The organism is Arthrobacter sp. 05T420, assembly GCF_056396305.1.
This window is the reverse complement of record NZ_JBFTLG010000002.1, coordinates 167,912-193,150: the sequence shown is the minus strand read 5'-3', so window position 1 is coordinate 193,150 and position 25,239 is coordinate 167,912. Positions and strand designations below refer to the sequence as shown.

16 protein-coding genes and 1 pseudogene are annotated in these 25,239 nt (G+C 64.1%); 10 read left to right on the top strand and 7 right to left on the bottom strand.

Annotated features, from left to right (window positions below; all coding sequences use genetic code 11):
- Positions 1–6 precede the first annotated feature (6 nt).
- The 5 genes from yidC to AC1DEM_RS03175 all read left to right on the top strand — a co-directional run bounded on the left by yidC (position 7) and on the right by AC1DEM_RS03175 (position 4,721).
- A complete protein-coding gene (gene yidC / locus AC1DEM_RS03195; RefSeq protein WP_476883077.1) occupies positions 7–984 on the top strand; it encodes a membrane protein insertase YidC in 978 nt (325 codons plus the stop codon).
- On the top strand, positions 984–1,574 hold the full coding sequence (locus tag AC1DEM_RS03190; protein WP_476883076.1) for a Jag family protein: 591 nt from the start codon (positions 984–986) through the stop codon (positions 1,572–1,574). Before yidC ends, AC1DEM_RS03190 begins: the two co-directional genes overlap by 1 nt.
- A gap of 16 nt (positions 1,575–1,590) precedes the next feature.
- A complete protein-coding gene (gene rsmG, locus AC1DEM_RS03185) occupies positions 1,591–2,241 on the top strand; it encodes a 16S rRNA (guanine(527)-N(7))-methyltransferase RsmG (protein WP_476883075.1) in 651 nt (216 codons plus the stop codon).
- An 87-nt stretch (positions 2,242–2,328) separates the two neighbouring features.
- On the top strand, positions 2,329–3,396 hold the full coding sequence (locus AC1DEM_RS03180; RefSeq protein WP_476883074.1) for a ParA family protein: 1,068 nt from the start codon (positions 2,329–2,331) through the stop codon (positions 3,394–3,396).
- A 68-nt stretch (positions 3,397–3,464) separates the two neighbouring features.
- Positions 3,465–4,721, top strand: coding sequence for a ParB/RepB/Spo0J family partition protein (locus AC1DEM_RS03175; protein ID WP_476883073.1), 1,257 nt, complete (start codon positions 3,465–3,467; stop codon positions 4,719–4,721).
- A 6,186-nt stretch (positions 4,722–10,907) separates the two neighbouring features.
- Here AC1DEM_RS03175 and trxA read toward each other — a convergent pair.
- From trxA to AC1DEM_RS03150, 5 genes are all read right to left on the bottom strand, one after another.
- Positions 10,908–11,234, bottom strand: coding sequence for a thioredoxin (gene trxA / locus AC1DEM_RS03170; protein ID WP_018775302.1), 327 nt, complete (start codon positions 11,232–11,234; stop codon positions 10,908–10,910).
- 40 nt (positions 11,235–11,274) lie between these two features.
- Positions 11,275–12,231 carry a thioredoxin-disulfide reductase gene (trxB, locus tag AC1DEM_RS03165; RefSeq protein ID WP_476883072.1) on the bottom strand — a complete coding sequence of 319 codons (957 nt, stop codon included), beginning with the start codon at positions 12,229–12,231 and terminating at the stop codon, positions 11,275–11,277.
- Between the two features lie 263 nt (positions 12,232–12,494).
- Positions 12,495–14,057 carry an ABC transporter substrate-binding protein gene (locus AC1DEM_RS03160; RefSeq protein WP_476883071.1) on the bottom strand — a complete coding sequence of 521 codons (1,563 nt, stop codon included), beginning with the start codon at positions 14,055–14,057 and terminating at the stop codon, positions 12,495–12,497.
- Positions 14,058–14,228: 171 nt separating this feature from the next.
- Positions 14,229–16,292: a murein biosynthesis integral membrane protein MurJ gene (murJ, locus tag AC1DEM_RS03155; RefSeq protein WP_476883070.1), complete on the bottom strand. Its 2,064-nt coding sequence runs from the start codon at positions 16,290–16,292 to the stop codon at positions 14,229–14,231.
- Positions 16,293–16,363: 71 nt separating this feature from the next.
- Positions 16,364–16,912, bottom strand: a complete 549-nt coding sequence (locus AC1DEM_RS03150) for an NUDIX hydrolase (protein WP_476883069.1) — start codon at positions 16,910–16,912, stop codon at positions 16,364–16,366.
- A 171-nt stretch (positions 16,913–17,083) separates the two neighbouring features.
- Between AC1DEM_RS03150 and AC1DEM_RS03145 the strand changes: the two genes are divergently transcribed.
- The 5 genes from AC1DEM_RS03145 to AC1DEM_RS03125 all read left to right on the top strand — a co-directional run bounded on the left by AC1DEM_RS03145 (position 17,084) and on the right by AC1DEM_RS03125 (position 23,237).
- Positions 17,084–18,562 carry a CCA tRNA nucleotidyltransferase gene (locus tag AC1DEM_RS03145; RefSeq protein ID WP_476883068.1) on the top strand — a complete coding sequence of 493 codons (1,479 nt, stop codon included), beginning with the start codon at positions 17,084–17,086 and terminating at the stop codon, positions 18,560–18,562.
- The gene (locus tag AC1DEM_RS03140) at positions 18,563–19,147 is read left to right on the top strand and encodes a histidine phosphatase family protein (RefSeq protein WP_377984279.1); all 585 of its coding nucleotides are present in this window, start codon (positions 18,563–18,565) and stop codon (positions 19,145–19,147) included. It begins immediately after the preceding gene.
- Between the two features lie 677 nt (positions 19,148–19,824).
- The gene (locus tag AC1DEM_RS03135; RefSeq protein ID WP_476883067.1) at positions 19,825–20,058 is read left to right on the top strand and encodes a hypothetical protein; all 234 of its coding nucleotides are present in this window, start codon (positions 19,825–19,827) and stop codon (positions 20,056–20,058) included.
- A gap of 255 nt (positions 20,059–20,313) precedes the next feature.
- Positions 20,314–21,792 carry a glycosyltransferase family 87 protein gene (locus AC1DEM_RS03130; protein ID WP_476883066.1) on the top strand — a complete coding sequence of 493 codons (1,479 nt, stop codon included), beginning with the start codon at positions 20,314–20,316 and terminating at the stop codon, positions 21,790–21,792.
- Positions 21,789–23,237 (top strand): phytoene desaturase family protein, encoded by a 1,449-nt coding sequence (locus AC1DEM_RS03125; RefSeq protein WP_476883065.1) that lies wholly within the window; start codon positions 21,789–21,791, stop codon positions 23,235–23,237. Before AC1DEM_RS03130 ends, AC1DEM_RS03125 begins: the two co-directional genes overlap by 4 nt.
- A gap of 9 nt (positions 23,238–23,246) precedes the next feature.
- On the opposite strand, the pseudogene AC1DEM_RS03120 reads toward AC1DEM_RS03125, so the two are convergent.
- Positions 23,247–23,942, bottom strand: a pseudogene (locus tag AC1DEM_RS03120) (ABC transporter ATP-binding protein); the annotation flags it as partial.
- A gap of 118 nt (positions 23,943–24,060) precedes the next feature.
- The gene (locus AC1DEM_RS03115) at positions 24,061–25,161 is read right to left on the bottom strand and encodes an FtsX-like permease family protein (protein ID WP_476883064.1); all 1,101 of its coding nucleotides are present in this window, start codon (positions 25,159–25,161) and stop codon (positions 24,061–24,063) included.
- Positions 25,162–25,239: the final 78 nt, after the last annotated feature.

Here is a 25,239-nt window from a genome sequence, read left to right as displayed (position 1 = left end):
AATCGTATGGACATCTTTGGAACACTTTTGGCCCCGTTCAAGTGGCTGGTCTCAGCCATCATGGTGGGCTTCCATGACGGACTCAGCGCCATCGGCATGCCGGCGGCCAGCGGCTGGACTTGGACCCTGTCCATCATCGGGCTCGTGCTGGTCATCCGCGCGGCCCTGATTCCCGTCTTTGTCAAGCAGATCAAGGCCCAGCGCGGCATGCAGCTGCTGCAGCCGGACCTGAAGAAGATGCAGGACAAGTACAAGGGCAAGACCGACCAGCTGTCCCGCCAGGCCATGGCGCAGGAACAGATGGCGCTGTACAAGAAGCACGGCACCAACCCGTTCTCGGCCTGCCTGCCGATGCTGATCCAGATGCCCTTCTTCTTTGCGCTTTTCCAGGTGCTCTCCGGCATCAGTTCGGCGAAGGCGGGCGGCCAGGGCATTGGTGCCATGAGCCCGGAACAGGTCAAGCAGTTCGACGAGTCCACCATTTTCGGCGCCCCTCTGTCGGCATCGCTGCTGCACGGTGGCGGCGGCAACCAAATGTCGGTGTGGATCCTGTCCATCGTGATGATCCTCGCCATGACGGCCTCGCAGTTCATCACGCAGAAGCAGATCATGGCCAAGAACATGTCCGAAGAGGCCCTGGCTAGCCCGTTCATGCGCCAGCAGAAAATGATGCTTTACATCCTGCCGGTGGTCTTCGGCGTGGGCGGCATCAACTTCCCCATTGGCGTCCTGATCTACTGGACCACCACCAACCTCTGGACCATGGGACAGCAGTTCTTCGTGATCCGCCGCATGCCTACCCCGGGATCGCCTGCCGCCAAGGCTCTTGCCGAGCGCCGGGCCGCCAAGGGCCTGCCGGCCCTGCCCCTTCTGGGCGGCAAGAAGCACGAAGCCGCGACGGCCGAGGCTTCGGCCGCAGCCGCCGCCGTGGAGGCCAAGACCCAGCGCGTCCAGCCGCAGCGTAAGAACAGGAAGAGGAAGTAATGTCTGCCGAGAGCACCGAGAACGCTATTTCCGCCGAGTTTGACGACGACCAGGACACGGTTCAGGACTCGCCTGAGGACGCAGCCCAGGGTGCGGAGAACGGCATCGGCAAGAGTGTTTCCGCAAGCCGCCTGGAAGAAGAAGGCGACGTCGCTGCGGACTACCTTGAGGAGCTGCTGGACATCGCGGACATCGATGGCGACATCGACATCGAGGTCCGCAACGGTCGCACGTATATCTCGATCGTTGCCGACGAGGAATCGGCTGGGCTGGACAGCCTGGTGGGCCGTGAGGGCGAAGTTCTCGAGGCGCTCCAGGAACTGACGCGGCTCGCTGTGCTCTCCGCGACGGAAAACCGGTCGCGTCTGGTCCTGGATATCAACGGGTACCGTGCGGAGCGTGCCGGCGACCTGCAAAAGATCGCTGAAGACGCCGTCGCCGCGGTTAAGGACTCCGGCGAGGCCGTAGCCTTGGCCCCGATGAGCGCCTACGAGCGCAAGATCGTGCACGACGCCGTCGCAGATTTGGGACTCGTCAGCGAGTCCGAAGGCGAAGGCGCCGACCGGCACATCGTTGTCTCCGCAGACTGAACCGTTGACTAGCTTGATGGTTGAAATTACCGCCGCCGAACTCAAAGCAGCAGAGTCCATCTTTGGTGACCGCCTGGACCTGGCCACCCGCTACGTAGAGCACCTGGCGACGTCCGGGACAGAACGGGGCCTGATCGGCCCCCGCGAAGTACCCCGGCTGTGGAGCCGGCACGTGCTTAACTGCGCCGTCATCGAGAGCCAGATTGCCCACGGAAGCCACGTCGCCGACGTCGGCAGCGGTGCCGGCCTGCCCGGCCTGTGCCTGGCCATCGCCCGGCCGGACCTGGAACTGACCCTGATCGAACCGCTGGAGCGCCGCGTCATCTGGCTCCAGGAGGTGGTGGATGACCTTGGCCTCGAGAACGTCACGATCATGCGCACCCGGGCGGAACTCGCCGTGGGTCTCGTGAACGCCGACGTCGTGACGGCCCGTGCAGTATCCGCGCTGGCCAACCTCGCCGGACTGACCATTCCGCTCCTGGCTGGCAAGGGTGAAGTCGTTGCCATCAAGGGACGGAGCGCCGGCGAGGAAATTGAAAAAGCCGCCAAGATTATCCGCAAACTGGGCGGCACTAAGACGTCCGTGGTGGTGGTGGGTGAGGACCTGCTTGAGGAACCCACCACCGTTGTGCGAATCGTAGTGAACAAGCCTCAAAAGATTACCTAGCACCGGCCCCGGTGCCCGGGGAGTCCGAGGGGAAGAGGTTAGGCTAGTAACCGGCAGTAAAAGCCGAATGAGAGTGAGCGTGTCATAGTGAGCAGTAGCGAAGCCTCCACACAACGGATCCCGCCGTTTGTGTCCCTGGGGTCCGCACGGGCGTTTACGGCTCCTGCAGTAGCTTTTGACTTCTCCGGAAATCACACGGCTTCGGTTGTAAAAGCAACCGGAATGGCCGGTGTTTCACGTGAAACCTCTCTTCCACATTCCGGGAACGTGCTGGACTCCATTGACGATTCCAGCCCTATCGCGCGGGAACTCGCGCATGAAAACAAGCGCCGTGAGCGGTTGTTTGGCCGGCAACTGCCCAAACCGGAAAAGACCCGCGTCTTCACTGTCTCTAACCAGAAGGGCGGCGTCGGCAAGACGACGACGACCGTCAACATCGCCGCCGCGCTGGCGGCCGCTGGTCTGAATGTACTTGTGATCGACATCGATCCGCAGGGCAACGCCTCCACAGCCCTGGGAATCGAGCACCACGCCGACGTCGACAGTATTTACGACGTCCTGATCAACGATGTCCCGCTGAAGGATGTCGTGGCCCCGTGCCCCGACATCGACAACCTGATTTGTGCGCCCGCCACCATCCACCTTGCCGGCGCCGAAATCGAACTTGTCAGCCTGGTGGCCCGCGAGCAGCGGCTGCGCCGCGCTATCGATGTGTACTCCAAGGAGCGCGCCAAGAATGGCGAAGAGCGACTGGACTACATCTTCATTGACTGCCCGCCGAGTCTCGGGCTGCTGACGGTCAATGCTTTCTGCGCGGCCGGCGAAGTCCTCATTCCGATCCAGTGCGAGTATTACGCCCTCGAAGGCCTCAGCCAGCTCCTGAAGAACATCGAGATGATCCAGAAGCACCTGAACGCCGATCTGGTTGTTTCCACGATTCTGTTGACCATGTATGACGGCCGCACCAACCTCGCCGCCCAGGTGGCAGCCGAGGTCCGGGAGCACTTCCCGAAGCAGGTGCTCGGTGCGGTGGTGCCGAGGTCGGTGCGTATTTCCGAAGCACCGAGCTACCAGCAAACCGTCATGACGTATGATCCTTCTTCAAGCGGCGCCCTGTCTTATCTGGAAGCCGCAGCGGAAATCGCGGAACGTTAGAATCTTTTCAAGAATTGCACTAACCAGAGCCAGGTGAATCCCGGCTCTTCCACTGGAGGGATTTATCCATGAGCGATAAGCGACGCGGCCTCGGCCGTGGACTTGGCGCACTCATTCCAAGTTCCGCCGCGGCTGCCTCCGGAAACGGTGCTGCCCCTTCCCGGCCCGTGGACCTCTTCTTTCCCGAAGCCCGAAAAAAGACTTCCGATGCCGAGGCGCTCCCGGGCATCAATGCCGAGCAGTCCAAGTCGCCGGGGTCCGCGCCCGTCAAGGCCGATCCTTCTGATGTCACTGTTGACGCCGCTGAAGCCGGCGGCTCTGCTGCCGACGCCGAAGTAGCTGGCGGCGCGGCCGGTGCGGGGTCCAAGAAGACACCCGTTCGGAAGACGGCTGTCCCGAAGTCGTCGCCGACTGCTGCCAAGCAGTCCGCGGCCGACGCCGGCGAGCAGTTGGCGTTCGAGTCCACGTCGGAGCCCCGTGATGAGCCATCTGTTGAACTCATAGAAGTGCCCGGTGTCAGGTTTGCCGAAATTCCAGTCACTGATATCCACCCCAACCGCAAACAGCCCCGCTCGGTCTTCGATGAGGATGACATGGCGGAGCTGGTGCACTCCGTGCGGGAAATCGGTGTCCTCCAGCCAATTGTGGTCCGTACCTCAACCGAAGAGGGTGGCGAACCGTACGAGCTCGTCATGGGCGAGCGACGGTGGCGTGCAGTACAGGCCGCGGGCCTGGAAACAATCCCCGCAATTGTCCGTGACACCACCGATGACGACCTTCTTCGCGATGCGCTGCTGGAGAACCTGCACCGCAGCCAGTTGAATCCGCTCGAAGAAGCCGCGGCGTACCAGCAGCTCCTTGAGGATTTCGGAACTACCCACGAGCAGCTGGCGGACCGGATCGGCCGTTCTAGGCCCCAGGTGTCCAACACCCTGCGGCTGCTGAAGCTTCCCCCGTTGGTCCAGCGGCGGGTTGCCGCAAGCGTCATCTCCGCAGGTCACGCCCGCGCTTTGCTTGCACTTCCGGACGCCGCGGCCATGGAGCGGCTGGCGCAGAAGATTGTGGCGGAGGGCATGTCGGTCCGGGCAACCGAAGAGGCCGTCACCCTGTACCAGAGCCCCGCCTCGCCGGCCAAGAACAACATCCCACGCCCGGGGGCCCGCCACGAACGGCTGGACTACCTGGCGTCGTCGCTGTCTGACCGCCTTGATACCAACGTCAAGATCTCGCTCGGAGCCCGTAAGGGTCGTGTGAGTATTGAGTTCGCCAGCGTCGAGGACCTGAATCGCATCATGGACGTCCTGACACCCGGGGCGCCCAGCTAGGTCGCCAATCACTGAGTATTCGAGGAGGGTCTGTTTCACGTGAAACAGGCCCTCCTTTCTTGTTAACCTCAGTACCGCGGATCCCGGGGACTTCTGAGGGACGGGTTCCCGCTCTCGTTCGTCCGCCGTGGCTGCCGGCATATTGGGGCATCACTTCGTGGGGCGGAATCGTCGCTGTTGACGTGGCGGATCGCCTGGTAGCCCAACGAGGGGAGACCCCGGGTTCTGGTCGCTCCGGCTTATGGCGTCACCTCGCGGTGCACGTGCGGGCGGGAGGCGCGCTGCAGAGTCCGCGCCATCACTATCGCTTCTCAGCGAAGCAGTCATCATGGTCCCATCCCTGTGTCCATAGAGCGCCTACTCCGGTGTCCCCCATCCATGTTTCACGTGAAACAGGATCGGCCAGGCTACTGTTTCACGTGAAACAGAACCGGCCGGTTGAAGCCAGGACACTCATCTATCCGGGACGCCGAGGGACAAGAAGTTGTTGATGGTGGCGAATGCGCTCGACGGGTGCCGGTCCTTCGTCCCAGCCGTCGACGGCCGGCGTCGCTGGTTTCCGCCAGGCCTGGCACTCCTACTGGCAATGGCCCTGGAGTTTTTGCCTGGCAATTCAGCTGCGAACAGGCGGAGCACTGCAGCCAGGCGGTCGACCGATTGCAGATGATCTTTCAGATCACCACGGGCTCCGTCGGAAAGGGTTTCGCCTCCCAGGGGGAAATGCCCAGCTCGGTGTAGTGGCACCTGCCCATGCCCGGTCCGTCGACTGGTCCCGGTTCGATCAGACCGCTCAATTCCCGCAACCAGAAGTAGGCAGAAACAGCCCACGATGCATGAGGCTCTGGGGATCGCCGTAAGCCCTCGGTAGGAGCTCAAACTTTCGGCGGCGGCAACCCTCCCGCAGGACCAGGATCCATCTGCAGTCGCGGCATCCAAGTGGCATCCCGTGGCGCCATTAGGGACGCTGGCGGACGCCCCGATTGCGCCAGCTGGGACTCCCCCGACTGATCGAATGAATGCCAAATGGGCCCAGCCGCAGAGCACCGGTGTGGCGGAAACGTGATGTGGAGGGGGTTTCCGTCCAGCGCGGAGCGTTGCCAGAGTGCCGGCACCCTCTGCATCCAGTTGTTAGTCGTTGAAGCGCTCTCCGGAAGGCAACTGCGGAGATTCGAATGCCATGATTCTGACCTGGCGGTGATGGTGCCACAAACTCCCTGGACGTGGGTGCCCCGGCTATGTGCCCTGGCATCTGTCCTCGACACACTCGGTGGTCCGCCAACGGTCTCCTATCCGAGGACTGGGAGACGCTGCCACGATGCGTGGGGCCGCCGCCTTGGCCGGTGGTCATGGGCATCGCTGTCGGTCTGGGGGCTGCAATGTGGACTCGATACGGATATTGATGTTGCGCCGACCCCGTAGTACCCAATCCTCGTAGTGATGCGGCGGCGCTTCCCCACGGGAAGCCGGACAGGGCCGTCCGGCAGTACGCAGTTCCCATCCTTTCACCTCCCCCGACGGCCTGCTGGCCGTACCGAATTCATCAAGGTGCCACTTGTCATTTCATCTCCGACGCCAGATGCGGTTCGAGTCTGTTGTCAGGTTATTTAGGTCAGATTTCTCCCGCATCTCGGCACGGCAGCACGCTGGCAACTCGGCATCGCGGATCCTCGGCGCGTCAGCACGCCGGCAACGCAGGACAGCCCGCAACGCAGCACAGCCCGCAAACACGGCACACGATCACAGGACACGATTGGGGGTGACTAGCGAAACGCGGCACGGCAACACGCGGCGCAGCGGCCGGTTCGCTGCGTGGCTCCCCCACCGAGCTCGCCAACTGTGCCCTGCCTGTCAGCCTCCGCTGGACTCCGGGAGGGTTCAGCGCGAAGTTGATTCAACCGTTCCCAGCTTTAAGGAAACCTTGGAGGCCCTTCCAACTGCAGGAAGGGTGCATGGGGTTCGCAGCACGATGCCGAGGAAATCGTGTGTGGAGATCGCGTCCGTGCTGCGTCGATTCGTATTGCGGATCGGCGGCCCCTGGAGCGGAATCAGCCAAGCCGGCATGGTCTGATGCGCTGGTGTCCTCGTTAGCTGCCAAGGAGGGAAGTACCCGGCGTCCTCATCACGTCCACACGGACGAGGTTCCACTGACCGTGCGCGCTCGTACTGTAAGCGGTGGTCTGGGCGTAACCTATCCTAAACCCAGTCAGACTACTGCACGCGCACGTCGCGACCTGGTGCCACCGGAGGACCGACTCACTGCCGGCGCCGGAACCTCGGTGGGGACTGCAATCCCCAGGTGTCACGGGCGAATAGCCATCCGCGTCATGGACGGTCCTCACGTTCGATACTCGGGACGACAACTGTTGGTCCGCGCCGGCTTCAGGAGTCCGGAGGCTTCGTGGCTTCACCGCGCCGGAAGGAGCTCAACCACCGGCCTTCGGTCCGCCGGCCACGCCGGGCACCATCGCGACATGGACGACCGGACTGGCCGGCAATGAAGATGGCCGGTGATCATGCATCGACGATAGGCCGGCTAACGGTCCTTGCGCGGACACGAAGTCGCTGTATTCGAGGCGCGTAGACGAGCCAGCTTCACTGCACCCGGCGTCCCCTCGGTGATACGGTCCCCGAGGGGGTTGACGCCGGTCAGCGGTGCTCCGGTGCAGCGGTACACCCATGCGACGGCGGTCCGGTCACTATGTGACTTGGCCACGAGACGGATTACCGAAGCCGAGAGCCCAGAAGGGGAGCAACTCCGCTCCGCTAGTGCCTCGAAACTTCGAGCACGAGGTGCCGGCGCTGCTTCGGCTGGCAGGTGGATCGAGTGGTGAATGGTCTCGTTGTCCACGGTGAAGTCGCTATGGTCAGCGGGTCGGGCACTTGCCAACTGCGCTCCAAGGGGCTGAGTTGTGACTGCTGAACGGTGCCATAAGGTGCTCTCGGAGTCATCCACCGTCCCTGCTCTTCCGCCGACCCCGGTGGATAGAGCGGTGGATATCGCGGTGGATATCGCTGTGGATAACTTTGTGGATTAGTTTCGGACTCAATCCCAGTGGATCGGGCTGAGTGGGCACGGGCCATTGTCGTGTAGTCCGCCTCGATGGTCCTATGGGCGGCCGTGTTCCGTTTCACGTGAAACATGATCGTCCGTTGCAGGGACGGGATCGAAAGCGTTAGTGGGGACGTACTAAATCGCCGTCCTAGGGTTAATTTTTCGGTCTCCAAGACTCTTTTTGTCTCCGGATCGCCGGTGCTCTGATTCGTTCTACGCGGCAGGGCCAATGCACTGCAGGCAGCCGGTCAGTTGGTCATCGCCGGAGGGCGCGACGACGTTCGCGGGACGCCAGTACGGGGGTGTGAATAATCTCTCATGGCCTGTGGATAACCATGTGAATAACTTCTGTGGAGAACGTGGTGGATATCTTTGACGCGATGGTTTCTGCCGGCTCCTGGAGGTGCTGGACGTGCGGGTATGGCGTCTGTTGTTGACCTCAATTTGGCTAATCGAACAGCTGCAGTGAGGGGACAATTTTTTGACTGCTTGTCCTCCGGGTTATGTCCCTGGGCAGTCTGGAATTGCTCATGAACACGGAGCGATCAAGGATCTCCTTCCGAGGGAGCCCGCACTGACTGCAGCCGGTGGTTCCGCGAGGAGCGGCAGGACGTCCGAGGTGCCGCAGCACCGACTGCGGTTCGAAAAGCGACGCCCTGAATCGAACCCGGGGTTGAGGAGAATGTGCACGCCTCCCATCCAAAGAACGAAGAACCGCGGGTGCTCGACGGGGCTCAGAACCGCCATCTAGGCGGTCCGCTCTTCAGCAGGCAGGGAAGAATGGCTGGCTGGGGCACGGGTAGATGGAGCGTTGCCATTGCGCCTGAGGGCGAGCTCGAGGCCGAACAGGACCGGATGTTGGCTGTCCGGTTCAGCAGACCTGAGCAGAGTCGACAGACGAGGTGCGACGAACGGGCCGAGGTATGAAACGTCAAGAGAGTCGAGGAGCTGGCGGCGAATGGGCCGGAGTCTGAGTCGAGATGAGAGTCGATGAGCCGGCAACAAACGGGCCGAACTCTGAACCTGGCCGTTGCCGAACGATCCCGGGACGAATAAGTCATTGACGGGGACACGGGACTGAAAGAACTGAAGGGTTAGTCAGGTCCGCTGCCGGTTCAGCCGCCGTTGAAGCGGTTGCGGACCTAGCCGGCGAGGCCCGTCTTCGCCCGAGGTCTGTGCGGCGGGCAAACAGTCGGTGGGAAAGGAGCTCCGCCCTCCGCATCCGAGCTGTCGTGGAGTGCCTGCTAGGCACCTCCCGTGGGCTGAACCGGCGGGGACTGACTAAGAGGCTTCGTAGGAGGCTTTTCGCCGGTGCCTACCGCTGACTCACTCCAGGATTCGACCGTCGGTGTCCGGACTGGTCGTCGAATCACGCACCATTAGCGAGATACCAGTACGCGCGGGGGTCCCCTCGTGGCTCTTTCCGCAGGTCCTGGTTCAGTCGAATGGCGACTGGCCGCGCGGCCGGCTGCGCTTCGCTGCCCTGGCAATCTATGGTGGTACGCACCCAGACCCTTTCATGTGCACTGCCATAGGGTGAAGTGAATCAGCTATTCGCCCGAAGGCAGGGAATCGGCCCGGCCAAGCCGAGTGTTCACACCTGCCCAACGGATATCCCGGCTGCCTAGTCATTGGGCGGCCGGCGAGCCCTGAAAATGTGGCATCCATCCCCCGCTAGGACCCAAACAGTTCTGGTCTGCGTCCCCTCAGATTGACGGGAATACGTGGGCATGTTTCACGTGAAACCAGAAGGTGCTGCAACTGGCACTGATCGCGGTGATCGTACGTGAGGAACAGAAATAGGAACTGGAGGGAATTGAGCCCGCAGATAATCGAGCGTTCCGCCGGAAATGAACGACATGACACGTGCGGCTTCGCCCATTTATCTTTGAGGAGTTCTGCAGGACAGTAGCTGCACCCCCAAGTAGGCCGCTCTCTTGGCGGCTGGAGAATACGGCTCGAAGTCCAACAGGGACGAAAGTGACGTTCTTTCTCTCATCTGCCTACTGAACAAGATGTTGGGATAGGGGCACAAGCGACTATCTAAGAGTCAACTGTCAGTTCACCATGCTGGCCGCTGGAGTTCTCTTCGCGGATCTCGGTTTCACGTGAAACATCGTGGCAGCTCTCCTGATCTTCGCGCGGGAAGCACCAGTATGTTTCACGTGAAACAGCGGCGCCCCCTTGCTTGACCAAATCCCGAATGAGGCGTCAGTCGGACGTTTCATGTGAAACATCGGTTCTAGGATTTCCCGAGCCGCCCTCCTGGCTGATGGCAGGCGGCAGCGAGCAAGACACCACCGGTGAGCCTGGATGAAGCCAAGGACCTGATTGGTCGGTCCGGAGTTCGAGGTGCGTTAGGTGTTTGGCCCCGATTTTCGCCCACATACCCAATTTGGCTCGGCTTCCCATAATGAACCGTGCATTTTGGTGGCGTCGTAATGTGGCGACACCGCCAGAGTGTCGTCTTGTGGCCGCCTAGGCGCGACCCAGCCAACAACATCTGACCATATGCAGTCGTAACTCATTGAGGATGAGTACAGCAGCCGTCGAGAATCTCGACAGCCTCCGCCCTGATCTCGAATCTGTTCGGTCTTTGCGCCATCTCCTCCGCCGAATCCCGTTCACTAGAACCTCGCGTCTGGATTCGATGTTTCACGTGAAACCGTCCAGGCTTTGTACGTCCTCCCTCACCAGGGGGCCGTACAGCTGTGGCTGTGGCTGTGGGTAAGGCCAAACCAGGGCAGCGCCTGCGTTTGACCCAACATTTACGTTTCGTGAAAACGCCCTCGACGGCACAAGCAAAAGCGAGTCCCCGGTCAGCATGTTTCACGTGAAACGCGAGTTTGATGGCGACCTCGAAAACCGGCGATCCAAGTCCGGGCTAAACTGCCCAATTGCAGCGCTACCCCGCGCCCGATGCCGCACGTCAGCATCCCAACTGCGGCCGGCCCACAAAGTTTCGGCGCGAACGGCGAGCGGGCAGAAAATTACATCGTCAGGCAACCTCGGAAAGTTGTGCTCTCAATTCGGAAGGGATGCACTCTCGATCCGGGCATTCCGGCGCCTCTCAGTGATCGAGGATCAGAACCAAAAATGGCCCCCACCAAAGGCGGGGGCCATTTTCAGTCAGCCTAGGACAGCACGTCGGCGAATTCCTTCTCAAAGAACTGCTTGGGCCGGGCACCGATAACGGTGCTCTTGACCTCGCCGCCCTGGAACAGGTAAACGGCCGGGATGGAGGTGATGCCGTACTCGGCTGCGATGGCCGGGTTGTCGTCAACGTTCACCTTGACCACATCAACCTTCTCGCTGTACTCGACCGAGATCTCGTCGAGAATCGGCCCCAGCTTGCGGCACGGCCCGCACCATTCGGCCCAGAAATCGACGATGACCGGCTTCTCGGAGGCCAGTACGTCAGTGCTGAAGCTGGCGTCAGTTACATCTTTTGCGTTGCTCATTGCCTTTGTCTCTCTTCCGTTGGTTGCTGCTGCACGCTGCTTAGGCGTGGAAATCTGCGAGATAGTGCTCGACGTCGAGGGCCGCCACACAACCGGATCCGGAAGCGGTGATCGCCTGGCGGTACGTCGGATCGATCACATCACCGGCGGCGAAAACACCCTGGATGCTGGTCTTGGACGTGCGGCCGTCGACCGCGATGGTTCCCTCCGTGGTCAGTTCGAGCTTGCCCTTGACCAGATCGGTACGGGGATCATTGCCGATAGCAACGAACACTCCGGTTACCGCCAGCTCGGTTTCCGCGCCATCCAGGAGATTTTTCAACCGCAATCCGGTGACTTTGTCCTGACCCAGGACGTCCTCCACGCCGGTGTTCCACACGAAGCTGATCTTCTCGTGGGCCAAGGCGCGGTCAGCCATGATCTTTGAAGCACGGAGGGTGTCGCGGCGGTGCACAACGGTGACGGACCTGGCGAACTTGGTGAGGAACAGGGCCTCTTCCATGGCGGAGTCGCCGCCACCGATTACCGCGATGTCCTGATCCTTGAAGAAGAAACCGTCGCAGGTTGCACACCAGCTGACACCGTGGCCAGAAAGCCGCTTCTCGTTCGGCAGTCCGAGCTCACGGTAAGCCGAGCCGGTGGAGAGAATGATGGAGCGGGCCTTGAAGGTCTCCCCCGTGCCGATGGTGACGGTCTTGACGTCGCCGTCGAGGTCCAGTTCGGTGACGTCCTCGAACTGGATCTCCGTGCCGAAGCGTTCGGCCTGCTTCTCGAAGTTCTCCATGAGATCCGGGCCCATGATGCCGTCCGGGAACCCCGGGTAGTTCTCCACATCAGTGGTGTTCATCAGTTCACCGCCGGCCGTTACCGAGCCTGCCAGGAGCAGCGGCTTCAGGTTCGCGCGCGCCGTGTACACCGCTGCGGTGTAGCCTGCCGGGCCGGAGCCGACGATGATGACATCACGTACTTCGGAGGCAGTGTTTTCTGCGTTGCTCACTGAACGGTGAACCTCTTCCTTTGTCGATGCGCCCGCCTCTATGGCCGGCCACATGGCACAACTATTGCCGGGCATTGAATATTCCGGCCGAAATGGGCGTCACGGAGCGACACCACTACTCAGGGTACCGGTTTGCCGGGGCCGGACAGGGCCCCGGTTACAGGACGGCGACCGCACAGGGCCGCGACTGTACAGCCCGCCACCGTACACGGTCGCTACTGCAGAGGGCCGCTACGGAACTGGTCTACTACGGAACTGGTCTACTACTGAACCTTGATCTCGGCCAGGCGGAGGCCGTACCCGTAACGGGTCTTGGGAGCGGCGAGCTTGGGAAGCGTCTTGATGGACACGATCACGTATTGCGCCGTCACCGGTTCGGCCAACGGCATGGTCAGGTCCGGAGACGTGAAGCTGTTGCTGCCAACCTGCTTCGCGCCGTCAAGGGACGGGCTGTCATTGGTGAAGACACTGATACTGCCGCCGGAGGCGCCGAGTTGGCTCAGGGTGACGGAGGAGACCTTGGAGGGGTCTTTCAGCTTGACGACGAGCGGGACCTCGGAAGCCAGTCCGCCCCAGTCTTCCGTGGCGAATTCCATATCGGACCAGAAACTCGCGCCGTTCCCGTCAAAGGTCTTGACGAGGTCGGAATCGTAATTTCCGGCGAAATCGAAGTTGCCGAGTCGCGTCACGCCCTCGATGACGGGCGGTCCGGCGACCGGTGCCTGGCTGGCGGTCGACGTCGGCTGTGCGGTGGTCTGTTCCGGTGCGCTGGACTGCGCGGAGGAGGCGGCGGTGGTCTGAGGGCCGCTCTTGAAGAGGCTGCCAAGGTTGCTGACCGCGAAGATGAGGCCTACCACCAGCACGACAGCCAAGAGGCCGCCCACCAGCCAGCGCATGGAGCGCGGCTCCCGGTTGGGCTCGTCTTCGTCTTCGTACTCGTACTCGTCCACATCCTCATCGACGGCGGCACGTGCCGAGGCGGGGAAGTTGCCTGGAGCCCGATCCGCGGTGTCGAAGCCGGCTCCGGCCACTCCTGCGGCTGCTGCTGCGCCGCCGTGGTGCTCGAGGCCACGCTGGTCGTCGCCGGTGTAGTCGCCGTCGGACCACAGGGAAACTTTAGGTGCCGCGGCGGTTGCCGGCTGCTGCGCTGCCGGCTGGGCCTGGCGGGACGCCTGGCCGCCCTGGACGGTCTGCGGCGCCGTCGTGTGTCCCGCGGTCTCCTGCGGTGCGGTGGTGGGGGCCTTGGGGGCCCTGGCGGCAGCTGCTGCCGCTCCGGCCGCCATGCCAGCCGCGGCGGTGGGAGCCGACGCGGGGCGGGACGGTACTCCGGCGGAGGGCCCCGCGGGGGAAACCGGCGGTTGTCCGGCTGCAGCCTGGGTCTGCCCGTAGTCGATGTACCCAGCGTCGACTTCCTCGTCGTCGTAGAGCCCGTCGTAGGTTTCGGGCTCGTGGGAGCGGGCTTGCCCAAAGATTTCGCTGCCCAGGGTGTCCGTGAAGAAGGGTTCGACGTACGGCGGGTTGGATGACACCACAAGATCCAGGAGATCCGCCGCCGAGGTGTGGTTGGTGATCAGGTACGTGGTGGAATCGCTGACGCCAAGGTCAAGGATCTGCACGCTGCCGGGACGTTCGCCCGTGGCCACTTCGCGGGCACTCTGGGCCACCTGATCGGCGTTGCCCGGGCCGGCGACGAGGATGCTCACGGGACGGTTCAGCACCTGGTCCACACCGTCCAGCACCAGATCCTGGTCATGTGAGGTCAGTACGGTGGCAGTGACCTTGTAACGGCCACCGAGTACTGATCCGACATCGATCGGGTGGGACACGGGCTCCTCCTAGACTGTCCGGGACCTGCCGACGTGGTCACTCTGAGAGCGACCGTGTGCCCTCCGGTAAGCCGGTTGACCGCTGGTCCGCAACTTCCCTTGTTAGTCTTCGATCCTAGCCGATGCTCTGTCCAGGCCGCGTGAGCACGGTGGTTTGAAACGGGGCCGGGCTCATTTTTTCTTTTTCCGGCTGAACGGGAAATAGGGGTTGTGACCGGCCGGGCCCTGGTATGTCCGGCGGCCCGGCAAGGGAGCATCGCCCCGGCCCAAACCGCCTAGAGCGGTACTGGGGAGGTCCTCGGCCGGCAGATATCCGCCCTCAGGACCGGATGGACGCCCGTAAGGGAACGAGTCCTCTTCCCGGATGTCGGGGCCGACGCGGAACGACTCGGCGTCGAACTCACCGGAGATTCGCGGAATCAGACCTGTATCCACCGAGATGGTGGCCCGCTCCGGTGCCCTTCGCACCTCCGGTACGCCGCCTGCCTGCGGCTCAGCGCCCGCCTCGGTGGCCGGCCCCGCGGCGCGGCGCCGGAGCCGCCCAAGCAGAGGCTGCAGGAGGTCCTGCAGCTCGGTGACCCGGAAGAGCTTCAACAGCAGGAAGTAGGCGGCCATCATGACGGGACCGACGACGACGATCGTCACCAGGGCGGCGAGCCGGTCGCTCCAGGCGTAGCCGTCCGGGTTGTAGCTGCCCAGCATCCACAGGGCCACGGCTCCGGCCAGGGCGGAACCCAGGGCCGCGTAGCCCATGCGGATGTAGGAGCTGGCGATCCGAGGTCCGTCCAGGTGACCCAGGAGCCGGCGCAGGAACGTCGCGCTGACGATCACGGAGAGGATATTGCCACCGGTATAGAGGATGGCGATGGCGAAGATGATCTGATCGAAAGGCAGGAACTGGATCGCGAACGCGGCCGCCACATTGACCAGCGCCAGCACCAGCTGGATGAAGAACGGCGTCCGGGCGTCCTCATTGGCGTAGAACACCCGCGACATCATGAAGTTGGCGCTCATGAAGGGGGTGCTAAGGGCCAGTATGGTGAGGGTCTGGGCCAGCATGACGCCGTCCTGGCGCACGTTGCCTGAGAAGAACATGCCCAGTGGTCCGGCCAGCGCAAAGAGCGCCAGTGCACCGAAGACGGTTGCCACGGCCATGGTCCTCAGCCCGTGGGAGAGGGCGTTGCGCAGCGCAACCCGGTCCCCGTCCTGTGATGCCCGGGTCATCCGGTTGAACAGTACAGTCGCCAGGGACAGGGCAATGATCGAGTGCGGAAGCAGATACAGCTGGCTGGCCACCTCCAGCACGGCATTACCCGGAATCGTCGCTGCCGCGGGGTCCCCTGCTTGTTGGAGGCGGAGCCGCTCCGCGCCCGGGATTGTGGCGATGCGCATGACGTAAAGGAATGCCAGCTGTCCCACGGCCGCCGTCGCCAAGGTCCAGACGCTCAGCTTCGCGGCATGGCCCAGCCCCACCCCGCGCCAGCCGAAGCGCGGTCGCAGCCCCAGCCGGAGCCTGAACACGGGAATGAGCAGGACGGCGGTCTGGGCGACGACGCCGATCGTGGAGAACCCGGCCACGAGGATGGTCTGGAAGGACCCCCAGTTGTCGATCGTGTGGGGATTAACAGCGTTGGCGCCCATGATGGCGATGAACATGCCCAGACCGGCGATCGCCACGATGTTGTTGATGATCGGCGCCCACATCGCGGGCCCGAAGGCTCCGTGGGCGTTGAGGACCTGGGTCAGCAGGGCGTAGAGGCCATAGAAGAAAATCTGGGGAAGGCACCAGAATGCGAATGAGACCGCGAGTGCCTTCTGCTGCGGCGAGTAGCCCTGGGTGGTCAGCTGAATAACGGAAGGCGCCAGCAACGTGACCAGCAGCGTGAGCACCAGCAGCACCAGCACCGCCAGCGTCAGCAGCCGGCTGATGTAGTCCGCTCCCTTGTCTGGCGCCTTGCTGGCCTTGATGATCTGCGGCACCAGAACGGCGTTGAACACCCCGCCCGCGACCAGCAGGAAGATCAGGTTGGGGAGGTTGTTGGCGTTGATGAAAGTGTCGTTGACCGTCGAGCCCAGGCCCAGGGCGGCGGCCAGCATCCAAGTCTTGGCGAAGCCCAGGAAACGCGAAACGAGGGTGCCGGCGGCCATGATGGCGCTGGAACGGGCTTCTCCGGACTGGACAGCTTTGGAATCGGCGGGGCCGGAGGGTACGGGGGTGGGTTTGGCTGATGACATCGTCTTCATCGTCTCACCCGCGCGGGGCATTAGTCGCTATCGGTGGCCGTGACCGGCCGCACCTGCGGCCTTCAGCGGTCTTCTGGGAGGACTTCTTTGGCCAGATCCGCGATGCGGCGCTCATTCGGGAAGGACAGCTTGCGGGCCAGCTCCTGGATGGGAACCCACGCGACGTCGACTGCTTCTTTATCCGGATCGTTTTCGATGGTGAGTTCCCCGCCGGTGGCCCGCAACAGGTAGTGGTGCACGGTCTTGTGGACGCGGTGCCCGCTCACGGTGAACCAGTAGTCGATGCTTCCCAGCGGTGCCAGAATCCTGCCTTCGATGCCGGTTTCCTCGGCGATCTCGCGGACGGCAGCTTCCTCGTTGCTTTCCTTGCCTTCGGGGTGGCCTTTCGGCAGGCACCACTCGAGACGGCCGCCTCGGTTGAGGCGCGCGATGATCGCTACCCGCAGTTCGGCGTCGGACATGTCCACCACGACGCCGCCGGCGGAGATTTCCTCGACGGTGGGCAGGGAAGCGTGGCCCGTGTGCTGGACAGGCGCGACATTGGCACCTATTGCCGACGGCAACGGTGCGTTTGTCCTCCTGCCGGGAGCGCTCGGTACGGGATGGGCCATGAGGTCCACTCTAACGACTCTTGCCCGCTGTTGATGACCTAAACATGGCCGGAAAGTGGACTGCCGGGAAAGTCGGCCCGCGCCGGTTCGTCTGCAATCGTGACGAACCGGCCGGATCTGTGAGGGTTCCGGTGTGGTGCTGCCGCGGTTTTCTGACAAGCTTAAGTAACTATGGCGCACGCACATCACAAGACTGACTCCCACACCGTTTCTTTCCAGGTGGATCCGGTGGTTCTGGAGCTCGGGCAGCGGTTCGTCGACGCCGGCCACGAGCTGTCCCTCGTGGGCGGCCCGGTCCGTGACCTGTTTCTGGGCCGGATCTCCCCCGACCTCGATTTCACCACCGACGCTACCCCGGACCAGACCGTTGCCCTGATCAAGAAATGGGCGGACAACTACTGGGAGATCGGGCGCGCCTTCGGCACCATCGGGATGCGCAAGGGCGACTTCCAGATCGAAATCACCACCTACCGGGCCGACGCCTACGATCCGGAGTCCCGCAAGCCGCTAGTGGCCTTCGGAACATCGCTCACGGATGACCTGCTGCGGCGGGACTTCACCATCAACGCCATGGCACTGCGGCTGCCCACGCTGGAGCTCGTCGATCCTTTTGGCGGCGCCCGCGACCTGCACGCCTCGATCCTCAATACCCCGGGACCGCCGGAAACGTCCTTCTCGGACGACCCGCTGCGCATGATGCGCGCCGCAAGGTTCGCGGCCCAACTGGGGGTGTCGGTGCACCCCGAGGTGCGCGAGGCGATGGTCCGGATGGCGGAACGGATCAGCATCATCTCGGCCGAACGCGTGCGCGATGAACTGATCAAACTCATCTGCGCCGGCCAACCGCGGGCCGGCGTGGACCTGCTGGTCGACACCGGACTCGCGGACCTGGTGCTGCCGGAAGTCTCGGCCCTGCGACTCGAATCCGATGAACACCACCGCCACAAGGACGTCTACCAGCACTCGCTCCAGGTCTTGGAACAGGCCGCCGCCCTGGAATCGAAGGCGGACGGCCCGGTTCCCGGCCCGGACTTTGTGCTGAGGTTCGCGGCGCTGATGCACGACGTCGGCAAGCCGGCCACGCGCCGCTTTGAACCGGGCGGTGCGGTGAGTTTCCGCCACCACGACATGGTGGGCGCCAAGCTGACCGCGAAGCGGATGAAGGCGCTCCGCTTTGACAACGACACCATCAAGGCCGTAGCCAGGCTCGTGGAGCTGCACATGCGCTTCTACGGTTACGGTGAGGCCGGCTGGAGCGATTCCGCGGTCCGCCGCTACATCACCGACGCCGGGCCGCTCCTGGAGCGTCTGCACCGGCTCACCCGCTCCGACGTGACCACCCGGAACCAACGCAAGGCGGACCGGCTATCCTTCGCCTATGACGACCTCGAGACGAGGATCGCGGCACTGCGGGAACAGGAATCCCTCGACGCCGTCCGCCCGGACCTTGACGGTGGCCAGATCATGGCCCTGCTCGGTCTCAAGCCCGGTCCCGTGGTGGGCCGCGCCTACAAATTCCTGCTCGAAGAACGCATGGAGCACGGTCCGCTCGATCCCGCAGTCGCCGAATCCCGCTTGCGGGAATGGTGGGCGGTCCAGCCCGAGGCGGCGCCCGCCGGCGTCGAAACTTCCACCCCTGAGGAGTCCTAAGTGTCTGCACCATCTAACGGCCCCCGCCCCCAACTGTGGATCCTGCGGCACGGCGAAACAGAGTGGTCCAAGAGCGGGCAGTACACCGGGCTCACCGACATGCCCCTCACGGTGGAAGGCGAGCAGCAGGCCGTGGAAGCGCGCAGGGTGCTCGAGACCGTCGACTTCGACCTGGTGCTGACCTCGCCCCTGCGCCGCGCCCGCCGGACCGCCGAACTCGCCGGCTACCCTGACGCCCAGCTGGAGCCGCTGGCGGTGGAATGGGACTACGGCGACTATGAGGGGATCAGCTCAGACCTCATCCGCAAGGACAACCCCGAGTACCTGATCTGGACGCACGGCGTGCCCAACGGTGAAGCGCTCGACGACGTCGCCGCCCGGGCGGACAAGATCGTGGCCCGGGTTCTGGAATCGGGCCTGGACAATGTGCTGATCGTCGCGCACGGACATTTCTCCCGCATCCTGACCGCCCGGTGGCTCGGACTCGACCCCCGCGAGGGCCGGCACTTCGTGTTGGGAACTGCCAAAGTCTGCACCCTGGGATGGGATAAAAAGACCCCGGCAATCGTGCGCTGGGGACTCTAAAGCCGGATTTTGAAACAAAGTCAAAAAAAGTTTATGAATTCGGTAGGCAACTGCCGCATTCGTAGTGTATTTTTATTTCTGACCCCAGAGCGACTTGCCGGGGTCACGGCGCGCGTCGCCCGGCCAGTCAGCCGGAGCCACGGCAGGACAGAAAAGGAGGTTGGGAAAATGATGATTACTTTGACTAGCGGATGGATGTACACCACCACCGCCACCCCGGCCTCGTTCGCTGTGCCGCGCCCGAATGTCGGACTGACTGTTTCCTGACCGCTCCCCCGTCCCAGGTAATGCAACCTGGGGCCGGCGGCAGCTGGCTTCCTCAACGGAACGCCCGGCGACAGCAGCCTGAACAGGCGGAACCACGCGGTTGCGCAGCTTCCCCATAGTTCGGAACCCAGCTTCTTGTTGGGGTCTCGGCGCTACCGCGTCCAGGGGCCATTCCATCGAATAACTTCTCCGTCTCTGGAATTCCGGCTTAACTAAAGCCCTGGAGTTGCGCGCTTAATTGTCGCGCCCGGAATCGGCTATTCGAACTCAATGCACTAATGGCTCTATTTGCCGCGTCCAAAATACCCCGTCTGATTCGCCCGGCCATTCCTACCTGCCGCCTGTTTGCGCTCGTTTGCCTCATGTTTGTCGTCGGCCAGGCAACAATCCCCCACCAATGAAAGGTCCCCGTGGCTACCCCAACCACCGCTTCAACCCAGCGCGCCGCCGTCCCCGCCGTCCCCGCTGCCAAGACGCACCGATCAAGCCCCCGAGGGGAGGTAAGAACCATGATGAACAAGCTCTATACGGTCCTGTTCCGAAAGCTGGCACACCGGAAGCCGACCCGCTTCAACGGTCAACTCCTGGACCAAAGGCGAGACGACACCTTCCTCGCCATGCATCAGGCCGGCCTGATCCGCTGAGTACTGGACACTTCCGCCACCGATGCACGGACCAACCTCGTGCAGGGACAAAACCCGTTACCGGAAGGACTGTCCGCAGCGAAGGAGAACCTGATGACTGCCCTCGGAACCGATCCCGGGGAGCCCGCGCGGCGACGCGCGGGCTCCCCCTTTTAAGTACCCTTCGCCTCCCCGGATTGTGCGCGGGAGACGATCCGACGTGCCAGGAACGCCACCGCGCCGCATGGGGCAACCGCCCCCGGTAAGCTCAAGGACATGCAGGAGACAAAGCCGCCGGAGCGCAAACGGATCCGATTGGTCATCCCGAGCCGCAGCGACCCTTTTCTCCGAAACTTCACGGAAGTGGTAGGCGGTCCTTTGGGCCAGCGCTCGGCGCCCGGGATCGTTTCGCCAGGATTCTTCACGGTGGAGCGTGTTCTGGTGATCCTCACAGTCATCGCGGCCCTGGCCGGGATCCTGCTTAAGAACTTCTGCCGCACCCACGGCTGGGAAACACCCGGACAGTTCTACGCCACGTGCTACTCGGACTTTCCGGAACTGTTCCGTAACCGCGGCCTCGGCGATGGCGCCTTCCCCTTCATCACCCAGGGAAGCCTCTTTGAGTACCCCGTGCTGATGGGGTTCATCGCGGGCGCGACGGCGCTTCTGGTCCCCGGCGCCGGCACCGGGGATCCCCGCGTCCTCGGCTACTTTGACGTCAACGCCACCCTGATCGCCGCGGTCTGGATCGTCACCGTGCTGGCCACGGCACGGACAAACCGGCCGCGGTCCTGGGACGCGGCCATGGTTGCCCTTGCCCCCGGCATTGTCCTGGCCGGTGTCATTAACTGGGACATGTGGGCCGTGTGCATGCTGGCCCTGGGCATGTACTTCTTTTCGCGAAACAAGCTTGTCCTCGCCGGAATCCTCATCGGACTGGGCACGGCCACCAAGCTCTACCCCCTATTAATCCTCGGCGCCGTCCTGCTGCTGGCGCTTCGGAGCGGGCGCATCAGGGCGCTGCTTATCACTGCCGGCGCCGCAACCGCGGCCTGGCTGGCGGTCAACGTCCCTGTGGCCGCGGCAAATCCGGACGGCTGGAAGTACTTCTACCAGTTCACACAGGAGCGGCCCGCAGGCTACAGCTCCCCCTGGTTCGCCTACAACCTGGTGGCCGAACGGCTGGGCTGGAACCCGCTTGAGGCCCAAGCCATCAACTCCCTGGCCCTGGACCTGTTCCTCCTGGCCTGCATCCTGATTGGCGTCCTCGCACTGACAGCACCCCGGCGGCCCAGGATCGCGCAGTTGGCGTTCCTGATCGTGGCCGCATTCATCCTGACCAACAAGGTGTACTCGCCCCAATTCGTGCTGTGGCTGATACCCCTCATCGCCCTAGCCCGGCCCCGCTGGCGCGACTTCCTCATCTGGCAGACCATCGAAGCGCTGCACTGGGGCGCCATCTGGATGTACCTGGGGCAGGCGACCAGCGGCGGTTCGACCCAGCACAACATCGACATGCCCTATTATGTCCTGGCAGTGGTTGCCCACATGCTCGCCACCGCCTACCTGATGGCCCGCGTCGCGTGGGACATCTGGGACCCGTCCTACGACATGATCCGCCGCCACCGGATCGATGATCCGCATGGCGGACCCTTCGATGGCGCCCCGGACTGGCTGCGGATCAATCTCCGCCGGCCTGCTACGTCCGTCGTGCCGTGGCGGAAGGGTGCCGTAGCGGAAGGCTCCCGCACATGACTGACGTCGCCGTCGTCGGTTCGGGCCCCAACGGGCTGGCCGCGGCGGTGACCATGGCGCGGGCCGGACTCAAAGTCCACGTCTTCGAGGCGGCCGCCACCCCCGGCGGCGGACTCCGCACCGCCGAACTGATGGAACCGGGCCACTTCCACGACGTCTGTTCGGCCGTGCACCCCATGGTTCTGGCTTCACCATTCTTCCGCCGGTTCGAGCTCTCCCGGCGCGTGCCCCTGGAGGTGCCGGACCTCTCATACGGTTCCCCGCTCGACGGCGGCCGTGCGGCGCTGGCCTACCGTTCCCTGGACCGTACTGTTGCGGAACTTGGGCGGGACGGAGCCGCGTACCGCCGGCTGATGGAGCCACTCGTGCGGCGGGTGGAGGGAGTCGCAGACCTGACCCTGAACCAGCTGCTGCGGATTCCAGGAGATCCCGTGGCAGCCGCCGTATTCGGGCTCCGGGCGCTCGAACAGGGCTCGCCGCTGTGGAACGCGAGGTTCAGCCAGGACCTGGCCCCCGCCCTGCTGAGCGGGGTCGCCGCCCACGCCGTGGCGCCGCTGCCCTCGGTGGCCGCAGCCGGCGCGGGCCTCATGCTGGCGGCCCTGGGGCATGCCGGCGGCTGGCCCATTCCCCGCGGCGGATCGGCCGCGATTGCCCGGGCGCTGACCGCCGACATCGAAGCCCATGGCGGGGTGATCGAGACCGGGAGGCGGATCACTTCACTCGCGGAGCTGCCGCCTACGCGGGCCACCCTCCTGGATGTGGCGGCCCCCGCGCTGCTGCACCTGGCGGAGGGCAGGCTCCCGGCACGCTACCGGAGCTCCCTGGAGTCCTTCCGCTTCGGAAACGCGGCCTGCAAGGTCGACTTCATCCTCTCCGGACCGGTGCCGTGGGCGGCGCAGGGCCTCGCCGATGCCGGGACTGTGCACGTGGGCGGCACCAGGGCAGAAACCGCGGAAGCGGAGCGCCTGGTTGCGGCGGGACGCCATCCGGACCGGCCCTACGTGCTGGTCTCCCAGCCCTCGCGTTTCGATTCCGGCCGAGCCCCGGCCGGCCGGCACATCCTGTGGACGTATTGCCATGTCCCGGCCGGCTCCGCAGCGGATATGAGTGACGCGGTCATGGCGCAAATGGAGCGCTTCGCACCCGGCTTCCGGGACCTGGTGGTCGAGTTCAAAGTGACGACGGCGGCAGGTTTGGCGGCGTACGACGAGAACTTCGTCGGCGGGGACTTCGGTGCCGGCCGCATGGACCTTTGGGGCGTGCTGCGGCGGCCGGTGCTGAGCCCCGTTCCATGGCGGACGCCGCTACCCGGCGTGTATTTGTGCTCGTCCTCCACCCCGCCGGGCCCCGGCGTCACCGGGATGCCCGGCTTCCACGCCGCCAGGTATGCCCTCAAGGACATGTTCGGGCTCGGCGTTCCGGGCCTCGGCTACCGGGTCCCCTAACCGCGTCTCCTCAGCCGCCGTAGCAGCCATGGCGGACAGCCGTCCGTCCCGCATGCTCGCCACGGCGTCCGTGAGCGGGACGAAATCGGTGTCGTGGGTGACCATGACGGTCGCCACGCTGAACTCGTCCGTGACCTGCCGCAGCAACCGGACGATCGCCTCGCTGCGGTGGTGGTCAAGGGCCGCCGTGGGCTCGTCCACGAGCAGCACGGCTGGATTTCCCATGAGTGCCCGGGCAATGTTGACGCGCTGGCGCTGCCCGCCGGAGAGCTGGTGGGGCCGCTTCGCGAGGGCCTGCCCGAGACCCACAAGATCCAGCAGACCCGCGGCCCGTTCGGCTGCCGCCCGGGCGGCTCCTCCGCGCAGGCGCTGGGTGATCACCAACTGCTCCATCGCCGTGAGGGAGGGCAGGAGGTTGGGCTGCTGGAAGATGATGCCGATCTTGTCCCGGCGCAGTGCGGTGCATCCGGCGTCGGACAGTCCGCCGGCATCCTGGCCGTCGATCAGTACCAGGCCGGCGGAGGGCCGGACGAGGGTGGCGGCGACGGCCAGCAGGGACGACTTTCCGGACCCCGAGGGGCCGATCAGGGACACGAACTGCCCTGCGTGAACCTTGAGGCTCACGTCGTCCAGGGCCTTGAGGGTGCCGTCTCCGTCCGGGTACTCCAGAGTGACGTTGACCAGGTTAAGAGCGGCCTGGTTCAGGCTGGAACTGTTCAGGGCGGACTTGTTCAGCTTGGAGGCGTTCGGGACGAAATTGTTCAGTGCGGAGTTCACTAAATATGCCTTTCGAAGAATATACGGGAGGAGGGTCAGGGCCCGGTCAGTTGCCGCCGAGGGCGATGAGCGGATCTACGCGGGCCACGCTGCGGACCGCGAGGGCTGCCCCGGCTAGGCCCAGGAGCACGATTCCGGCGATGGGCAGCAGCGTGGTCCCGGGCGTAAGGAGGAACGGCGCCGCCTGGGACGCGACGACCCCGCCAGCGACGCCGGCCAGCCCACCCGCCGCGGCACCGGCCAGCAGGACCAGGGCTGCCTGCGCCATGGCGTCCCGCAGGATGTAGCGGGCGGACCCGCCGAGTGCCTTCAGAACGGCGATGTCCCGGGTGCGCTGGACCGTCCAGACCGTCAGGAAGGCAACAATCACGAGGGCCGAGATGCCGTACAGGAACGCCTGCATCAGCAGCAGCGAGCCGTGCTCGCTCTTGTAGGAGCCGAGGGCCTGGAAGGATCCGTCGACAGTGGTGCTGACGGTGCCCGCGGCTGCGTTGGCGGCGCCCGTATCCGCCCCGGGTCCGGCGTCGGGGTCAAACGTTACGGCCAGCACCGTCGCGGCGCCCCCCGCTTGAACATGTGCCACTTTCTGCCAATCGGCCAACGTGGTCCACACGACTCCGGTGTGTGAATACCACTGCTCCGGAACCACGGCGGTTACGACGAGTTCGGTGCCGCCCACCGAGGCGCGGCTGCCGATGCTGAGCTCCAGGTCCTTCGCCAGTCCCGCTCCGACGGCGATGGTTCCCTCGGTCAGCGGGACGGGAGCCAGGGGTGTGCCGGGCTCGGTGCCGAAGACCGCGGCACTTGCCGTCCGTGCCGGCACGCCTCCGGCGCCCAGCGCCTGGAAGCGGCTCTGGGTGATCCCCAAGGCGTCGGCCCGGGCGACGCCGTCGCGTGCTCTCCACTGCGCCTGTTGGGCGCGCGTGACTTCGGATTCCGTGAACGAGGCCTTGGGTGTGCTCCCGGCCGGGGCGCCGAAGACCAGCTGGTCGGCCGGGAGGGCGGCGAGGGCCGACGTCGACTGGTTTCCCAGTCCGGCCGTGAGCCCGGAAAGCATGACGAGCAGCAGCGTGATGAGCGCGACGACCGCGCCCATCAGGGCGAACCGGCCCTTGGCAAAGCGGATATCGCGGATGGCGAGATACATGGTTGTCCTTTTTTGTGACGTTTGCGGCGTTGCTTCCAGCCTTCCCTCCGCCTGGCTCCGAGGCATCGGCCGCCCGGT

Bases quoted from the DNA above. Each gene is read 5' to 3' on its own strand.
- yidC (WP_476883077.1), top strand. From the start codon at position 7: ATGGACATCTTTGGAACACTTTTGGCCCCGTTCAAGTGGCTGGTCTCA.
- AC1DEM_RS03190 (WP_476883076.1), top strand. From the start codon at position 984: ATGTCTGCCGAGAGCACCGAGAACGCTATTTCCGCCGAGTTTGACGAC.
- rsmG (WP_476883075.1), top strand. From the start codon at position 1,591: ATGGTTGAAATTACCGCCGCCGAACTCAAAGCAGCAGAGTCCATCTTT.
- AC1DEM_RS03175 (WP_476883073.1), top strand. From the start codon at position 3,465: ATGAGCGATAAGCGACGCGGCCTCGGCCGTGGACTTGGCGCACTCATT.
- trxA (WP_018775302.1), bottom strand. From the start codon at position 11,234: ATGAGCAACGCAAAAGATGTAACTGACGCCAGCTTCAGCACTGACGTA.
- murJ (WP_476883070.1), bottom strand. From the start codon at position 16,292: ATGTCATCAGCCAAACCCACCCCCGTACCCTCCGGCCCCGCCGATTCC.
- AC1DEM_RS03150 (WP_476883069.1), bottom strand. From the start codon at position 16,912: ATGGCCCATCCCGTACCGAGCGCTCCCGGCAGGAGGACAAACGCACCG.
- AC1DEM_RS03145 (WP_476883068.1), top strand. From the start codon at position 17,084: ATGGCGCACGCACATCACAAGACTGACTCCCACACCGTTTCTTTCCAG.
- AC1DEM_RS03130 (WP_476883066.1), top strand. From the start codon at position 20,314: ATGCAGGAGACAAAGCCGCCGGAGCGCAAACGGATCCGATTGGTCATC.
- AC1DEM_RS03125 (WP_476883065.1), top strand. From the start codon at position 21,789: ATGACTGACGTCGCCGTCGTCGGTTCGGGCCCCAACGGGCTGGCCGCG.
- AC1DEM_RS03115 (WP_476883064.1), bottom strand. From the start codon at position 25,161: ATGTATCTCGCCATCCGCGATATCCGCTTTGCCAAGGGCCGGTTCGCC.